The following is a 16,357-nucleotide window of genomic DNA, read 5'->3' on the forward strand; positions in this document are numbered from 1 at the left end:
TGTGCGCATTGGATCAGCGTAATTGAAGAAAGAAGGAATAGAAGTGATTACCTGGATTTTAGCAGCAATAATTTTAGGTGCGGCGGGTTATATAATTTTCAAAAAAGTAAAAAAAATGAAGGCCGGAGATTTTTCCTGCGAAGGCTGCAAAGGGGGCGACGGCTGCCCGGGCTGTCATCTCAAATCGGAGCCGCCTAAAGAAGATTGATAATTGGTCGGTACGGTAGTTAGGAGCGAGCAAGAAAAAAAGCCCCACCAGCGCAGCTGGTGGGGCTTTTAAAAAAGACTTAATTATGCAAGAAAAACGTTGGTAGCCTGTAAGCCACGATCAGTTTTTTCAGTATCGAAAGTAACGCGTTGTCCTTCAACCAGGCTCTTACGACCGTCAGCGATAATTGCTGAGAAATGGACAAAGACATCATTGCCGCCATCTACTGAAATAAAACCAAATCCTTTTTCGTCGTTAAACCATTTTACTGTACCATTATTCATTTTTGGTACCTCCTAAATATTAATTGTAAATCGTAATGCAAAAACAAAAACACATATTTTTGCAAATCATTTCAACGTAAAAATGACTTGCAAAAATATGTGAAATCAATAAATACACTTTAATTCTTTTTCATTATAGCACCTAACGAAGGTCGTTGTCAATTTATTTAACAAACACTTTAGAAATTAAAGGAATCATGACAAATAACGCATCAGGTCAGAGCAAAGATCAAAAAAAGAACGGATCCAACTTGTTTAGAAACAAGTTGGATCAAAAAAAGCTGATCTCAAGATTTATGTGGTACAATAGCTGTTGAAGTCAATGGACTCATATTTTCTTTTTAACAAATCTTTCGCTTCCTTTAAAACTTCTTTTTCTGATAGTGGAAGTCTTATCTCACGTATTTCGATGATTTTAAAGGGATTGTCTTTAATTGATTTTGTCAGGGTAAATCCACCATAAATTTTCGGAACAATCTTCACTTCGAAATTACCGAATGAAATCAGGGTGTTGTGGCCATCTACAGTTATTTTTTCAAACATGGTAACACTTCCTTTCTGTTTAATAATCGGATGTTTAAAAAAGTATTATTATTATACCAAAATGTGGTGACGAATAAACAAAAAATTCCAAAAAATATTTATTTAAGGTTGATATCTATGTATGATAAAGAGAAATTAAAAGATCTGCCCCAGAACCCCGGGGTCTATATAATGCGAAATAAACCGGGTGAAATAATCTATGTCGGGAAAGCCATTAATCTACGCAACCGGGTTCGGCAATATTTCCATTCGACCAGTCAGCTGACGGCTAAAACAGCTGTTTTGGTATCCCATATCGAAACCATTGAGACGATTGTTACCGATTCGGAAATGGAAGCGCTGATACTGGAATGTAATCTGATAAAAACCCATCATCCCCGCTATAATATTCTGCTAAAAGATGACAAAAGCTATCCCTGGATCCGGTTGACGGTAAATGAGGAATATCCCCGGATTTTGATGACCCGGGAGTATAAAAAAGATGGAGGTAAGTACTTTGGGCCCTTTACCAGTTCCTATGCGGTAAAGAATACCATTGAAGCGATTTTAAAGATCTATCCCCTAAAAACCTGCAACCGTCAGGTTGCTTATGGCAAAAAGTCCGGTCGGCCCTGTTTGAACTATCACATTGGCCAGTGTCAGGCCCCTTGTCAGGGGAATGTGCCCAGAGAAATGTACGCCAAGGATATCCAGTCGATTCTGGATATTTTAAATGGTCGACATCCGGATCTGTTAAAAAACCTTAACGACAAAATGACTACTGCCGCTTTAGCGCAGAATTATGAAGCGGCGGCTAAATACCGGGATCAGATTGCCGGGATTGAGCATATCGTCGAAAAGCAGAAAATCAGTTCCAGCACCAAACAGGATCAGGACTTTATTGGTTTTGCCGCCAGTGAGAGTCTGGGTTGTGTGCAGGTTTTTCATGTCCGGGAAGGGAAGCTGATGGGGCGGGATCATTTTTTTCTCGAAGACATTGGTGATGTCAGTTCCCGGGAAGTATTGGAAAGCTTCGTTAAACAATATTATGCCAGCTGTGGCTTTATTCCCCGGGAAATCATTTTGAAAGAAATGCTGGAAGACAAAAGAGTCATCGAAGAATGGTTGGGGGATCTGGCCGGTAAAAAAATTGCAGTGTTATCACCGCAACGGGGACAGAAAATAAAAATGTTGGAAATGGTGGCGGATAATGCCGATTTGGCCCTGAAGCAGCAGCTGCTGGAAAAACGGGAAAAAGAAATTCGCTCCAAAAGCCGCCTGGTTGGACTTTCGGAGCTGCTGGGTTTAACCCGGCCGCCCAGTCGTATTGAGGCCTATGACATTTCCAATATCAGCGGCACCAATAATGTTGGTGGTATGGTGGTGTTTGAAGAAGGCAAGCTGAACAAGAAAGCCTGTCGCCGCTTTAAGATCAAGTCGGTGGAAGGACAGAACGACTATGCCAGTATGCAGGAAATGATTTTCAGACGGATGGAACGAGCCATGAAAGCCTCGGAGGGTAATAATTTTTTGCCCTTGCCGGAAATTATGATGATCGATGGCGGCAGCGGACATGTCAACGCAGCAGAGAGCATTGTGTCGCTCTACCCGATGGAGATTGCGGTCTGTGGATTGGTTAAGGATGATCACCATCGACTCCGGGGAATTTTTTTTAAGGGTACTGAATATCCGATCAAAAAGGCTACCCCGCTGGGCGTTTTTCTGTTTGAGATTTCCGAAGAGGTGCACCGCTATACCCTGGGTTACCACCAGATTTTAAGAAAAAAAGAAATGCTGGCTTCTCAGCTGGAGGAAATCCCTGGCGTTGGCAAAAAACGCCGGGAAGCCCTGATGGCTCATTTTGGACAGGTGGAGAAAATCAAAAAAGCTACCCTGGAAGAACTCCAGGCGGTTCCTGGGATGCAGGTGAAAACAGCCCAGGCGATTTTTGCGTATTTTAAAAACAAGACATAAAAAAACTTTTAACAATGGAAACTTTGAGGTAGAATAACTTGAGTAGACTAATTAGCAGTAAATCAATGAAAAGAGATAGAAGAATGAATGGCAAAGTAAATCTGGATGATTTTTGTAAAGAAATTAAACTTGAAAAAATTTATTATCAGTCAACGGAATTGGATCTGCTAAACAGCGGGATCAACCGACCCGGGTTGCAGCTTCATGGTTACTATGAACACTTTGACTCCAAACGAATTCAGGTTATTGGTAAGGTGGAAGTTTCCTATTTGCTGGATCTGGATCCAGCGGTCCGAAAACAGAAGATCGATGACTTTTTTTCCTATGATTTCCCCTGTTTTATTGTATGTTGGGATCAGGATGAGACCCATCTGTTTGAAGAGGCGGCTCAAAAATATGGTCGAACCCTCTTAAAGAGCAGAGTAACAACCACTACCCTTTTTTACGATCTGGTCAATTATATTGACCAGCTGTCAGCCCCCCGGATCAGCTTACATGGGGTTCTGGTTGAGGTTTTTGGGGTGGGGGTATTGATCACCGGGCCCAGTGGCATTGGTAAGAGCGAAACAGCACTGGAAATTGTTAAGCGGGGGCATTGTCTGATTGCCGATGATGTGGTTGAGGTCAAACGGATTCGGGATGGTCACCTGATGGGAACGGCTCCGGAGCTGCTTCAGCATTTTATGGAAATTCGCGGTATCGGAATTATCGATGTTAAAACCCTCTATGGCGCCAGAGCCGTGAAGCGGGACGTCGAAATTGATATGGTTATTCGCCTGGAGAACTGGGATGAACGTTCACCTTATGACCGCCTGGGTCTGGATGAACAAACCCTGGATATATTGGGAATCGAGGTGCCGGAAGTGATGATTCCTGTTTCGGGAGGTCGAAATCTGGCCTGTATCATTGAAACCGCCGCCATCAATAATCGTACCAAGCAGTACGGTTACCATTCTGCCCAGGTTTTTTGTGATCGGGTTGCCCATCAGAATGACCTGGAAGTACAGAAACGGGAAGCCAAGAAAAAACTGGAAGAAAAAAAACCGGCCGACGATTAGGCACATTCGAGAAATATATAGAAAAGAGAGTTAAAAAATGAGAAAGTATGTTTTAGATGCCCATACCCACACAATTGCCTGTGGGCATGCTTATAACACCATCACCGAGTTAATTGATGCGGTACCGCACAAAAAAATCTGGAAATGATCTGCATCACCGAACATGGTCCGGCTTTGCCCGGAGCACCAACGCCCTTGTTTTTTGCCAACTATCGGGTGATTCCCGGGAAAATAAACAATGTCAAATTACTAAAAGGGATTGAGAGTAATATTATCGATGCGGATGGCAACACCGATATTCCGATGACGTTTATTGACTCGCTGGAAATAATTTCTGCGTCGTTGCACACCCCCACTTTTATACCGCAAACAAAAGCCATCAATACCGGGGCGGTACTGGGGGCCATTGCCAATCCCCAGGTTGACTTTATTTGCCATCTCGGCAATCCTACCTACGAACTGGATTACGAGGCGATTTTGCAGGCAGCAAAAAAACACAACACCTTAATTGAAATAAACAACGGTTCTTTTTTTATCCGCAAGGGTTCCAAGCCGAATTGCGTATGGATTGCCAACCGTTGTAAAGAATTGGAAATACCGATTATTATTGGCAGTGATACCCACTTTGCCTCAGATATTGGTGATTTTCCCTATGTCGACAAGGTTTTGGATACGGTTGGTTTTCCCGATGAATTGATTATGAATCTGGATACCAAACGATTAATAGATTATCTGGAAAGTAAGGGACGGGTACTTTTTGCTGATCCCCGGGAGTATGCCCAAGAATTGTTTTTGATAAATGACTAATTTTATGATAAAATAAGCTTTTAAATCAAGTGGGAAAGGATACCAACGATGAACATAAAAATCATAACCGATTCTGCCTGTGATATACTTAAAAGCGATCAACAAAAATTTGACATTGAGATCATGCCGGTTTATGTGGTCGAAGATGAAATAAATTATCGTGATGGGATTGATATTTCACCTGAAGTTGTTTGCGACAAGATGCGTAAAGGGGTGCGCTTTAAAACATCTCAGATTCCCTACGGGGATTTTTATAAGCGATTTGAAGAATTAATTGCTGAAAAACAGCCATTTATTTATCTGGCCTTTTCCAGTGGTCTGTCCGGCACCTACCAGGCAGCGGCGTTGGCGGAACGGGATTTAAAAGAAAAATATCCCGAGGCGGCCTTTAATGTTGTCGATACCAGAGCGGTTTGCTATGGTCTGGGACACATTGTCTATGGCGCAGCACAAGCGGCAGCGGAGGGCTTTAGCATGGACGAGCTGATGTTGCGGATTAATTATTACATTGATCATGTCAAACATGTTTTTACGGTAACGGATCTCCAATATTTGTATCGCGGTGGCCGATTGAATAAGGGAACTGCCATCATTGGGAATATGCTTAACATCAACCCCTTGCTGGAAGTGAGCAAAGCTGGAGAACTGCAGCAAATTGACAAGGTCAGAGGTGAAAAGAAGCTGATTAAAAAAATGGTGGATTATCTGGAAGAAAATGGGGATCAGATGGATCGACAGACCATCGGCATCAGTCATGCCGATAATCCCGAACTAGTCGATCTGTTTGTCAAAATGGCCGGTAAGCGCTTCAATACTGAGCGTTTTAAGATTGTGCCTCTGGGTTCGACGGTTTTGACGCATTCTGGTCCGGGAACTCTGGCCGTTTTTTTCTTCGACGAATGGAAGGAAGCGTTTCAATTTGAGTAGACCTTTCTTTAAACAAGTCAACCGAAATATAAATTTAATTAAATAAAAATTAAGGAGCACCATGTTAGATAAGTTAGATTTTTTAGCAGAAAAGTATGCTGAATTAAATGAAAAGATCAGCGATCCCGAGGTGATTGCGGATCAGAACCAGTGGAAAAAACTGGTTAAGGAGCACGCCTATATCGAACCGATTATCCAAAAATACAATCAGTTTTCCGATACCTTGACAGCTATTGACGATACCAAAGAGATGCTTTCAGATAAACAACTGGAAAAAGATTTTAAAGAAATGGCTGAAGTTGAGCTCGATGAATTGTCTAAAAAGAAAGTGGAATTGGAAGAGGAACTGAGAGTTCTGCTACTGCCTAAGGATGCCAATGATGATAAAAACGTTATTGTTGAAATTCGGGCCGGAGCTGGTGGCAGTGAAGCAGCCCTGTTTGCCGGCGATCTCTTTAGAATGTTTACCCGTTATGCTGAGCGACAAGGCTGGAAAAGTGAGATCATGAGCTCCAGTATTCCCGACATCGGGGGAATCAAGGAAATCATTTTTGCCATTGAAGGGACTGGGGTATACAGTCGGCTGAAATATGAAAGCGGGGTTCATCGGGTACAACGGATTCCCAGTACTGAGTCGGGTGGCCGGATTCATACCTCAACCGCTACGGTGGCAGTGTTGCCCGAGGCTGAGGACGTCGAAATTGAAATTGGCACCAATGATCTGCGAGTCGATGTCTATCGTTCTTCCGGAAATGGGGGGCAAAGTGTCAACACCACGGACTCGGCGGTTCGGATTACGCATATTCCCACTGGGATGGTGGTCACCTGTCAGGATGAAAAGTCCCAACTGAAAAATAAAGACAAGGCTTTAAAAATTTTAAAAGCCAGACTTTATGAAATTGAACAGCAGAAACAGCAAAGTGAAATTGCCGAAAACCGGAAAAGTCAGGTCGGCACTGGTGACCGCAGCGAGCGGATTCGGACTTATAATTTTCCCCAGGGACGGATCTCTGATCACCGCATCAATATGACCGTTTATCAACTGGATGCTTTTCTCGACGGTGACATCGATGAAATGGTCAATGCCTTGATCACCAACGACCAGGCTGAAAAACTGAAACAGCATTCATAATTAGCAAAAGAAGCTTTTCCAATGTGAAGAGCTTTTTTTGTTGCAGGGAATTAATTGATAAAAAATTAACCTTGTTTAGAAGGAGTACGGGCAAAGAGCTGTAATATTTTATCAGCGGGAAGAAGATTAGTAGCGAAACACGATAAATACCTATAAAAATTCCGGATTAGGTTGACATTTTTGGGCTTTATCAGTAGAATGAAAATCAGTTGAAAAAATTCAAACATAAATTTGATCAAAAGATCAGATTGTCCTTAAGGAGGAGTAACAATGAAAAAAGTAGTCGTAGCAGATCAGTCAGCATGTGTTAAGTGTTTAGGTTGTGAATTAGCATGTGCAAACGCATTCTACAAAGAACCGGTTTCAGAATTGGCTTGTATTCGCATCACCGAAAAAGAAGATGGTAGCCCTAAAACATTGGTATGTGTTCAATGCGGTAAATGCGCTAAAGCATGTGAAGCAGGAGCCATCACTCAAAATGCCAAAGGTGTATACATGATCAGTAAAAAATTATGTGTAAACTGTGGAAAATGTGTTGAAGCATGTCCATTTGGCGTACTGGTTAAATCAGAAGATCGGGATGTTCCTTCAAAATGTATCGCTTGTGGTATCTGTGTTGAAGCATGTCCACAAGACGTATTGGCAATTAAAGAAGCTTAATTTTAATTTATCACTCAAAAATGATCCCTGTTCGAAAGCTTTCGAACAGGGATCGTTTTTTTTTAAAAAAAGGTTCGCTAAAAATCAATCCGCTTCGTAATATAATCGACCACTTCAGCGATGGGGATACGAACCTGATCCATGGTGTCGCGGTCCCGGAGGGTAACGCATTCATCGTCCAGGGTGTCAAAATCGACGGTGACACAGAAAGGCGTACCGATTTCGTCCTGACGTCGGTAACGCTTGCCAATGCTGCCCGCTTCGTCGTATTCAATCATAAAGTGTTTTGACAGCAGGGTGGAAATTTCCAGGGCTTTATCGCTTAGTTTTTTAGAAAGCGGTAAGACAGCAGCCTTGTAGGCCGACAGGAAGGGATGTATCCGCATGACGTTGCGCTCTTCGGTTTTGTCACCGCTGGTAATCGTTTCTTTTTCCATGGCGTTGCATAAGAAGGCCAGGAAAACCCGGTCAGCCCCTAACGATGGTTCAATACAGTAGGGGATATATTTTTCATTGGTAACCGGATCGGTGTACTTCATGTCTTTTCCCGAGTGGTTCTGGTGTTGGGTTAAATCAAAATCGGTTCGGTCAGCGATGCCCCAAAGCTCGCCCCAGCCAAAGGGGAAGCGAAACTCCACATCCGTGGTGGCATTACTGTAATGGGAAAGCTCTTCTTTCTCGTGATCCCGGAAGCGGATATTTTCATCTTTCATCCCGAGGTCAAACAGCCATTTCTTACAGAACGCTTTCCAATAATCAAACCATTCCAGATCGGTGCCAGGCGCACAGAAAAATTCCAGTTCCATTTGTTCAAACTCCCGGGTTCTAAAAATAAAGTTACCCGGTGTAATTTCATTTCGGAAGGACTTACCAACCTGGGCGATTCCAAACGGTACTTTCTTGCGGGTCGTTCGCTGAACATTTTTGAAATTGACAAAAATACCTTGGGCTGTTTCCGGGCGCAGAAAGATTTCGCTGGCGGTATCTTCATTAACCCCCTGGAAGGTTTTAAACATCAGATTGAACTGACGGATATCCGTGTAATCCATTTTACCGCATTCCGGACAGACAATGTTGTGTTCTTCGATAAAAGTCTTCATTTCTTCGTTGGACCAGGCATCAACAATGACATCCTCGCCTTTTTCAAAATAGTAGTCAGCAATTAGCTTATCAGCTCGAAAACGGGATTGACAGGCTTTGCAATCCATCAGCGGATCATTGAAGCCTCCCACATGTCCCGAGGCGACCCAGGTTTTGGGGTTCATCAGGATGGCAGCATCCAGCCCCACATTATAAGGTGATTCCTGAACAAATTTCTTCCACCAGGCTTTTTTAACGTTGTTTTTCATTTCAACACCCAGTGGGCCATAATCCCAACTGTTGGCAAGACCATCGTAAATTTCTGAACCGGGGAAGATTATTCCCCTCATTTTGGCAAGACTGACAATTTCAGCCATGGTAAATTCTGACATTTTTTTCCTCCTGATTAACATTATTTTTAAATAGCATTTTGGTTTAATAAAAAATACCGTCCCTTGTTAAAAAACAAGGGACGGTATAACCGCGGTTCCACCCAAGTTGTCTGCCAGAAATGACAAACCACCTTAAAAATTTAACGAATTTCACGGCAACACCAGTCAATCACCCAAAGAATTAATGGTATCGCAGCTCAAAAAGTGCCATTCATAGAGTTTGATTACAGATCTTTCACCAGCATCTGTTCGCTTTAAACCATTGACCCACTGAGTTATTCTTTTCTCAACGCTTTTGCTATTAATTTGTAAACTAGAATGAAGAATATCAAATACAAGCCCTGATGTCAACCTAAACTTTTGTTATTTAAACGAACTTCGTTTTCATTTCTTGAAATAAAACCTCAATGACAAAGAAAATATTGTTAACGTGGTTGATGATAATAATGAAACGATAACAAAAAAGAAAATTAAAAAAATTAAAAAAAGGTTCTCTTGCCCATTGGTTAATGTTAAAATTATGTTAAATTCAAAAAGGTGATATAACTCAGAGGAATATAGTTACCCTGGTTAATATTAAAAGATTGAGTTGCGATAGCTGGTCTTTCGTGATGTTTATTAATTTTGAAATAAATGTTACCTTAATCAATGATTATTTTGGAGGAAATAATGACGTTAGAAATGCTGATTGGCCTTTTCGGAGGTTTAGGGTTATTTGTTTTTGGGATGCACATGATGAGCGAAGGCTTAAAAACGGTGGCCGGAACAAAAATGAAAAAACTACTGGAAGTTTTGACCAATAATAAGGTCAAAGCGATACTGGTGGGAACCGTTGTCACAATGATTGTTCAGAGTTCCAGCACCACAACAGTGATGGTGGTTGGTTTTGTCAATGCTGCATTGATGACACTTACCCAGGCGGCTGGGGTTATTCTCGGTGCCAATATTGGAACAACAGTTACTGCTCAATTAATTGCTTTTAATGTGACGGAACTCGCACCCGTTTTTATCGGCTTTGGTGCCCTGATAACGCTGTTCAGTTCCCGCAAAAAAAATCGGGATTGGGGCAGTATCATGCTTGGTTTTGGGATCTTATTCTTTGGTATCGCTGCGATGTCAACGGCAATGGAGCCACTCCGGGAGAGTGAGGATTTCATTTATCTGTTGTCAACCTATGGAAAGAATCCACTACTGGGAGTTCTGATCGGAACCCTGATCACTGGTATCATACAAAGCAGTAGTGCCTCCATTGGTTTGCTCCAGGCACTGGCTTTGTCAGGGGTATTTGCCAGTATTGGCGGAACCGGTGCGATCCAAATCTGTATTCCCATTTTAATAGGTACCAATATTGGAACCTGTGTGACCGCTCTGATTTCCTGCATTGGTACCTCCACAGCTGCAAAAAAAGCGGCCTTTATCCACCTGTTTGTTAATGTATTTGGAGCTATCTGGGTGATGATCCTGTTGGTCGGAATGGACAGCATCATGGCGACTAATCCCATTTATGAATTCATTGTCGGTATTTCCGGCGTATTTATCAGTAGCAGTGGTGAGGTGGTTCCTAATGTGGCAAGACAAATTGCCATGGCGCATACCTTTTTTAATGTAGCCAACACCATTGTGTTATTTCCCCTGATTGGTTATTTTGTCACCTTTCTGGATCGGATCTATCCGGAGAAAGAAGAAGAAAAAGGATTGCAATTGGATGATCGATTGCTCAATAATCCTTCCGTTGCTTTAGGTCAGGTTGTCAAAGAAACAAATCGCCTGGCCGAAATGAGTTTTAAGAATTTTAAAATTGCCTGTGAATCCATCATGGATGGGAATGAAAAGCTGGTTGAAGAAATAATCAAGCGGGAAGAACGCATTGATGAATTTCAACAGGGCATCGTGGAATACTCGGTTAAGCTTTCAAACGAAAATATGTCAGAAGAAGAAAATGACCGCCTGGCCTTTGTCATGAAAGGGAGCCATGATCTGGAGCGAATTGGCGATCATGCCATGAATATCGGGGAGCTGGCTGAAATGCGGGCGACTAACAAAATCATCTTTAGTGATATTGCCAATCAGGAAGTGTTAAATTTAATCAGTTTGACTTCCAACACCCTCAGGGATATGGTAGAATTAATGGAAACAGAAGAGTCAAGCTTATGCTATAAAATTCTTGATGAAGAAGAAGAAATTGATGAAATGACAGAAAGCTTAAAGGATGACCACATCCGTCGCCTTAACGAGGGAATCTGCAATCCTTATGCCGGAGTCATTTTTCTGGATCTGTTGACCAATATTGAACGGGTTGGTGATCATGCCTCGAACATTGCCCAGGGTATTTTGGGCTTAAAACTGCATCAGGGGTTGATTGCCAAAGATGATTATGACAATGAAATGGAAGATAGTCAGCAATAAATACAACCAACCAGATAGGGTCGTAACATAGATAAATACAGCTAAATAGAGGTATTTACAAGAAATTTACCTTAAGAAAAGTAATATTTTCATTGACAATGAGAGGATTATATCGTAATATTATAACAACCTAATATTGGCATACTTATTGAAAAGTAAGGACGCAAAACTACAGGGTCTAAATACAATGGTACATGACAGCCAGTTGCAATTAAGATGGTTATAACCATAATGAGCAGCGGTATTGTCGCTGCTTTTTTTGTCAGAAATTAACCATAAAATGAGTTGCAGGGTTTTCCTTGACTGTTATATAATAATGGCCGGTTTGTTTTTCAGGAAAGATTCTTTTAGCGGGAATAATTGTTATTTAAAATAGGAGTTTTCTTAAGATCCAATTTAATTTGTGATTTAGATGTTTACTGCGGTTATTTTGGCTTATATAGTATACATATGATTATCACAGCCGTTTCGGCTGTTATAATAAACGAACAATTTGAATTGTTCGATCATGTTAGCGGTATGATTGTGTATCGGTAATAATCAAATTTACGAAGGGAGGTAGGCAATGAATTTAGAGTTTCAAGCGACAGGAAGGTCGACAATGGCAGGATTGAGAGGGATGAGTGGACAATCAGAAAATCCATCCACCAGTCAGACAAGCGGACATGAAAAAAGCGCCCAATTTAAGGATTTGCTGGATCAGTCAAAACAGACGATCAACCATGCGGATCATCATGCGGAGAAGGTTCGAAAGAATCAGCGGGAAGCCAAATCGATTGCGGAAAACAATCGACGGCAAAGCGATCAAACATTGGTAAAAGATGGTGAAGTCACGACTGTTGATGATCAAGTTGAAGAACCAAAGATTGCGGAGCAAAAAAGCGATGAAGAACGGGGAACAAGTTCTTTATCAACACTGGATTCAACACAGTTAATGGCTATCCAGAGTTTTCAGGGAGGTATCGAAACAGCGCTGACAAGGCTTAACCTGAAATTAGGTATTCAAGGAGTTGAAGAGCCGGAAGCTATGGGTGAACAGGGGCAAATGCTCACCGTGACAACGGAGAGTAGTCAGCCATTACTGTCACCTGCGTTAGAAGGTATGTTACCGTTTGAAGAAATCAGGGAAGAAGTCACACCGGTAGTGGTGCAAAACAGTGAACGTTTGAATGATGGAACGGTTTTCGAAATTAAAGGCGAACCGGAGTTGCAAAAAACCGTTGGGTCTGAGTTGGATTTAGTTGATGTTACAACCAATAGACGCAACCCGGATCAGGAATTGGTTAGCCAGTCAATCAAAGTCGATGGTTCTGATTTACAGACCGTTGATGAAAGCCAACAACTACAGGGTAATCAACCGTTGGAAAACAAATCTGAAATTGCGGTTGATGGAGCAAACAAACCTGTTTTAACGGAAGAATCTGAGGCCGATCAATTTAAAATCGATGTTCAAACCAACCAGATCAATCAAACAGAAAAACAGAGTTTGGGTGAAAATGGTGTTCAGGAAATTAATATGGCCGGGGTTAATTCAAACAAAAGCGCAGAAGTTCAAGTAACGACCAAAACAGAGGTCGCTCAGCAGGTTCAGCAGAAAATTCTTCAGAATTTCGAACCCAACAAGCCCATGGTATTTCAAATGACCCTGTCACCAGATAATTTAGGCGATATTGATGTCAAATTGAGTTACGATCAGGGAAAACTGATCATTGATATTATGGCTGTCAGCCAGGAAACCCAAAAACTGTTGGGAAAACAAATTAATCAATTGGTTAGAGGTTTGGCGCTTCAGAATGTTCAAGTGGAAACGGTGCACTTAAATACCCCGGTAGAACAAAGTGGCGATAGTCAGAACGCAGCATTTATGATGAACAATGGTTCTGATCCCAATCAAAATCAAAATCAGGCTCTGTTAAGAGAACGGTTTATTAAAAACAGCGGGGTATTAAACAGCATCACAACAAATGGTGATGAAGACGAACCGGTATTAATTCCCCAGAATCTCCAGAACTATACCAACCACCGTGTGAATTACTTGATTTAAGGAGGAAAATATAATGGCGATTGATAGTATTAATAATTATTTAAGTACTGCAGCAACGACATCAGCAACAACAGCTACTTCGACAAAGAAAACCGGCACATCGATGGATATGGATGATTTTCTCAAGTTGATGGTGGCCCAGTTGCAGAATCAGGATATGAATAATACCGCAGACACTTCGCAATATACAACCCAGATGGCCCAGTTTTCGATGGTGCAGGCCTTGACTGAACTGAATGAAATGACCAAGACAGTCTATTCCATGAGCTTGATTGGAAAAGAGATTACGCTGGCAGAAAACGCTTCAGATGGTTCGCTTCATGTTGTTGCCGGGACAGTAGAAGGTGTCAATTTATATAATGGTGACGCTCAGGTGATTGTGAATGGTGTGTCTTACCCGATGAGCAGTATTATGGAAGTGGCCCAGGCGAAATCAGAATAATTGACATTTAGTGTTTAAGAAGAGGTGATCCAATGGCGGACAGAATCAATGGAAATTTTTATCGGTTAAATGATGCCATCATTCGACAAACCGAAAAAATAACCAATCCCACAAATCAGGCCTCAAAAGTCACGAATCCGGAAAAAAGCGAAAATAGCTTTCGTGAGCTTCTCGATCAACAAATAAAAAACAGTGTCACATTTACCAAACACGCCAGTATCAGAAAAGAACAGCGTAATATTGAAGTGTCTGACAGTGATTTGGAAAAGTTGGGAGATGCCTGTGACAAAGCTCAGGAAAAAGGGATTGGCAATGCCTTAATTATGATGGATAATTCAGCATTTATCGTCAATGCGGCAGATAAACGAGTTATTACCGTAATGGACAAAAACGAAATGAAAAATAAACTATTCAATGATATTGATGGTGCCGTGTTTATATAGTTGGACCTCGATGAGGAGACTGGAAGCTTTGACCGACAGATAAGCTTCGAACGGCACAGAAAGGAATCAAAAATGATCAGATCTTTATACTCAGGAATTTCCGGGATGGCAGCCCACCAGACCAAATTAAATGTAATTGGTAACAATATTGCCAATGTTAATACTTACGGCTTTAAAGCCAGTCGAGTGGTCTTCAGTGATGTGCTTTATCAGAATTTATCAACCGCTACTGAGGCAACCAACACGACTGGCGGGACCAATGCCAGCCAGTTGGGTTATGGTGCCAAGGTTGCCAGCATTGATATGCTCAATACTATTTCCTCTGGAGCCAGCACCGGTCGAGCCCTGGATGTCTATATTGCCGGTGAAGGCTACCTGGTTGTACAACCGGAGGCCGGAGCAAACCGCTATACCCGGGTTGGTAATTTAAAATTTGATGCCTTGGGAAATCTAACCGATGGTGCTGGTAGCAAGGTTATGGGGATACCACTGGATGTGGATAACAATCCTGTTCTTGATGCCAATGGAACTTTGGCAATTGATGACCTTCAGGCAATTAACGTTCCACCAGCAGAACTGGCTAAATATACCGGTATCACCATTGGTAAATCGGGCGAGATTACCGGGATCAAAGCTGGGGATCCAGAATTTACGAAAGCGACAGGAAATACGTGGTTAAATGGAATGACGCTTCCGACGGACTCCAATTATACAGGTAATGTTCAACTGGCAGTTGGAGAGATGGTGAATATCGATGCTGCCAGTACTGAAATAGCAGCTCTTTCAATTGAGCCAACCGCAGATGTTGTTGGAACATTGACATTGACGAAAACTGGTAATGTGTACACACTGGATCCAGCAAACCTTACACTTAAAGACGAAACAACTCCAATAACAGGAGACTTGACAGGAACGTTATCTTCAAGTGGGATTTTAACGTTTGCAAATCTGCCTGGACTTAAAATTGATACAACAAAACTAGTATCGGCTGCTGCAGATTTAGAAAGCGGTGTGGATATTGGAACAATCGCTTTAGATGGTTTTACTTCAGTAGTAGCAACGGTTAAAAACCAGGGAGGTGTAACAGAATACCTAAGAACACCCCAAGGTACGGACATTGAATTTGATCCGACAACAGATAGCAGTGTCGTACTTACAAGTACAACGGGTGGCACAGTTACTTTAAATGTAGATCCAACAGCATTTGACACGATTGTCCAAAATTTGGATACAAATCCGATAGAAAATACGTTAGTCGGAAAAATCGAAGCCGGAAGTGATAAACCCGTAACCTTGGGCTACCTGGCACTTGGAAAATTCGCTAACAACGATGGTTTACTGCAAGATGGGAATGGCTACTTTATGGAATCCGCCAACTCTGGAACGCCGGTTGCGACCAAAGCTGGAACCAATGGCACCGGTGGCACCGAATCTGCCAACCTGGAAATGTCAAATGTTGACTTATCTCAGGAATTTACCGACATGATTGTTGCCCAACGTGGTTTTCAGGCAAATTCCCGGATTATCACTGTTTCGGATTCTATTCTGGAAGAATTGATTAACCTGAAACGATAGCAAATAATAATTAAGATGAGCTCACTCGAAGGAGAAAATCCTTCGGGTTGAGCTTTTTATCCTGGCCAGATACCAAAGGGGTGATCACCCCTTTGGTATCTGGCTGTTAATTAGTATAAAAGTTGAAAATTACTTCTGTTTAGGTTATACTATGAGAATAAAAAATTACATATTAAGGTGGAAATATGATAGAATTAACCAGATTGAATAAACAAAAAAATGAAAAATTTCTTCTCAATTGTGAAATCATAGAAATTATTGAAGAAAAACCAGATACCACCATTCGCTTGACGAATGGCAAACACTATGTGGTAAACGAAAGTTCTGCCCAGGTGCTATCAAAGATTATCGCATATAAACGTAACATTTTCAGCCGTTAACCACTAAATTCTGACAGGAAGTA

The 16,357-nt window shown here is 41.7% G+C and carries 16 protein-coding genes, 1 riboswitch and 1 other annotated feature; of the genes, 13 read left to right on the forward strand and 3 right to left on the reverse strand.

The genetic code is table 11. The features are described from left to right. Nucleotides 1-22: 22 nt before the first annotated feature. Nucleotides 23-208, forward strand: a complete 186-nt coding sequence (locus tag CHL1_RS05010) for a FeoB-associated Cys-rich membrane protein (RefSeq protein WP_084633687.1) — start codon at nucleotides 23-25, stop codon at nucleotides 206-208. An 83-nt stretch (nucleotides 209-291) separates the two neighbouring features. Here the strand turns inward: CHL1_RS05010 and CHL1_RS05015 are convergent, their stop codons facing one another. Then, entirely contained in the window at nucleotides 292-492 is a 201-nt protein-coding gene (locus tag CHL1_RS05015; protein WP_070371881.1) for a cold-shock protein, read from the reverse strand. 294 nt (nucleotides 493-786) lie between these two features. Next, nucleotides 787-1,035, reverse strand: a complete 249-nt coding sequence (locus CHL1_RS05020) for a hypothetical protein (protein WP_070371882.1) — start codon at nucleotides 1,033-1,035, stop codon at nucleotides 787-789. Nucleotides 1,036-1,152: 117 nt separating this feature from the next. Here CHL1_RS05020 and uvrC point away from each other — a divergent pair, with 117 nt between their 5' ends. From uvrC to CHL1_RS05050, 6 genes are all read left to right on the forward strand, one after another. Next, on the forward strand, nucleotides 1,153-2,988 hold the full coding sequence (uvrC, locus tag CHL1_RS05025; protein ID WP_250934947.1) for an excinuclease ABC subunit UvrC: 1,836 nt from the start codon (nucleotides 1,153-1,155) through the stop codon (nucleotides 2,986-2,988). 83 nt (nucleotides 2,989-3,071) lie between these two features. After that, the gene (gene hprK, locus CHL1_RS05030; protein WP_070371884.1) at nucleotides 3,072-4,046 is read left to right on the forward strand and encodes an HPr(Ser) kinase/phosphatase; all 975 of its coding nucleotides are present in this window, start codon (nucleotides 3,072-3,074) and stop codon (nucleotides 4,044-4,046) included. A 144-nt stretch (nucleotides 4,047-4,190) separates the two neighbouring features. Beyond that, nucleotides 4,191-4,853, forward strand: coding sequence for a PHP domain-containing protein (locus CHL1_RS05035; RefSeq protein ID WP_250934949.1), 663 nt, complete (start codon nucleotides 4,191-4,193; stop codon nucleotides 4,851-4,853). Between the two features lie 48 nt (nucleotides 4,854-4,901). After that, nucleotides 4,902-5,780 (forward strand): DegV family protein, encoded by an 879-nt coding sequence (locus tag CHL1_RS05040; protein ID WP_250934951.1) that lies wholly within the window; start codon nucleotides 4,902-4,904, stop codon nucleotides 5,778-5,780. A gap of 61 nt (nucleotides 5,781-5,841) precedes the next feature. Beyond that, nucleotides 5,842-6,912 carry a peptide chain release factor 1 gene (prfA, locus tag CHL1_RS05045; RefSeq protein ID WP_250934953.1) on the forward strand — a complete coding sequence of 357 codons (1,071 nt, stop codon included), beginning with the start codon at nucleotides 5,842-5,844 and terminating at the stop codon, nucleotides 6,910-6,912. A 270-nt stretch (nucleotides 6,913-7,182) separates the two neighbouring features. Next, nucleotides 7,183-7,572, forward strand: a complete 390-nt coding sequence (locus tag CHL1_RS05050; protein ID WP_070371888.1) for a 4Fe-4S binding protein — start codon at nucleotides 7,183-7,185, stop codon at nucleotides 7,570-7,572. A gap of 77 nt (nucleotides 7,573-7,649) precedes the next feature. Here CHL1_RS05050 and CHL1_RS05055 read toward each other — a convergent pair whose 3' ends face one another. After that, nucleotides 7,650-9,044, reverse strand: coding sequence for a glycine--tRNA ligase (locus tag CHL1_RS05055; protein ID WP_250934963.1), 1,395 nt, complete (start codon nucleotides 9,042-9,044; stop codon nucleotides 7,650-7,652). 73 nt (nucleotides 9,045-9,117) lie between these two features. Beyond that, nucleotides 9,118-9,343: a binding site (T-box leader), on the reverse strand. 370 nt (nucleotides 9,344-9,713) lie between these two features. On the opposite strand from CHL1_RS05055, the gene CHL1_RS05060 reads away from it, so the two are divergent. The 6 genes from CHL1_RS05060 to CHL1_RS05085 all read left to right on the forward strand — a co-directional run bounded on the left by CHL1_RS05060 (nucleotide 9,714) and on the right by CHL1_RS05085 (nucleotide 16,334). After that, nucleotides 9,714-11,450 carry a Na/Pi cotransporter family protein gene (locus tag CHL1_RS05060; protein WP_250934965.1) on the forward strand — a complete coding sequence of 579 codons (1,737 nt, stop codon included), beginning with the start codon at nucleotides 9,714-9,716 and terminating at the stop codon, nucleotides 11,448-11,450. Between the two features lie 128 nt (nucleotides 11,451-11,578). After that, nucleotides 11,579-11,663, forward strand: a riboswitch (cyclic di-GMP riboswitch). 388 nt (nucleotides 11,664-12,051) lie between these two features. Further along, nucleotides 12,052-13,494 (forward strand): flagellar hook-length control protein FliK, encoded by a 1,443-nt coding sequence (locus CHL1_RS05065; protein WP_250934967.1) that lies wholly within the window; start codon nucleotides 12,052-12,054, stop codon nucleotides 13,492-13,494. A 13-nt stretch (nucleotides 13,495-13,507) separates the two neighbouring features. Beyond that, nucleotides 13,508-13,936: a flagellar hook assembly protein FlgD gene (locus CHL1_RS05070; RefSeq protein WP_250934969.1), complete on the forward strand. Its 429-nt coding sequence runs from the start codon at nucleotides 13,508-13,510 to the stop codon at nucleotides 13,934-13,936. A 32-nt stretch (nucleotides 13,937-13,968) separates the two neighbouring features. After that, complete coding sequence (locus CHL1_RS05075) at nucleotides 13,969-14,379, forward strand: TIGR02530 family flagellar biosynthesis protein (RefSeq protein ID WP_148637463.1); 411 nt, start codon at nucleotides 13,969-13,971, stop codon at nucleotides 14,377-14,379. Between the two features lie 72 nt (nucleotides 14,380-14,451). Further along, the gene (locus CHL1_RS05080) at nucleotides 14,452-15,954 is read left to right on the forward strand and encodes a flagellar hook-basal body complex protein (protein WP_250934970.1); all 1,503 of its coding nucleotides are present in this window, start codon (nucleotides 14,452-14,454) and stop codon (nucleotides 15,952-15,954) included. 185 nt (nucleotides 15,955-16,139) lie between these two features. Next, nucleotides 16,140-16,334: a flagellar FlbD family protein gene (locus CHL1_RS05085; RefSeq protein ID WP_148637465.1), complete on the forward strand. Its 195-nt coding sequence runs from the start codon at nucleotides 16,140-16,142 to the stop codon at nucleotides 16,332-16,334. Nucleotides 16,335-16,357: the final 23 nt, after the last annotated feature.

Source organism: Acetobacterium wieringae, assembly GCF_023700225.1.
Lineage (GTDB): Bacteria > Bacillota > Clostridia > Eubacteriales > Eubacteriaceae > Acetobacterium > Acetobacterium wieringae.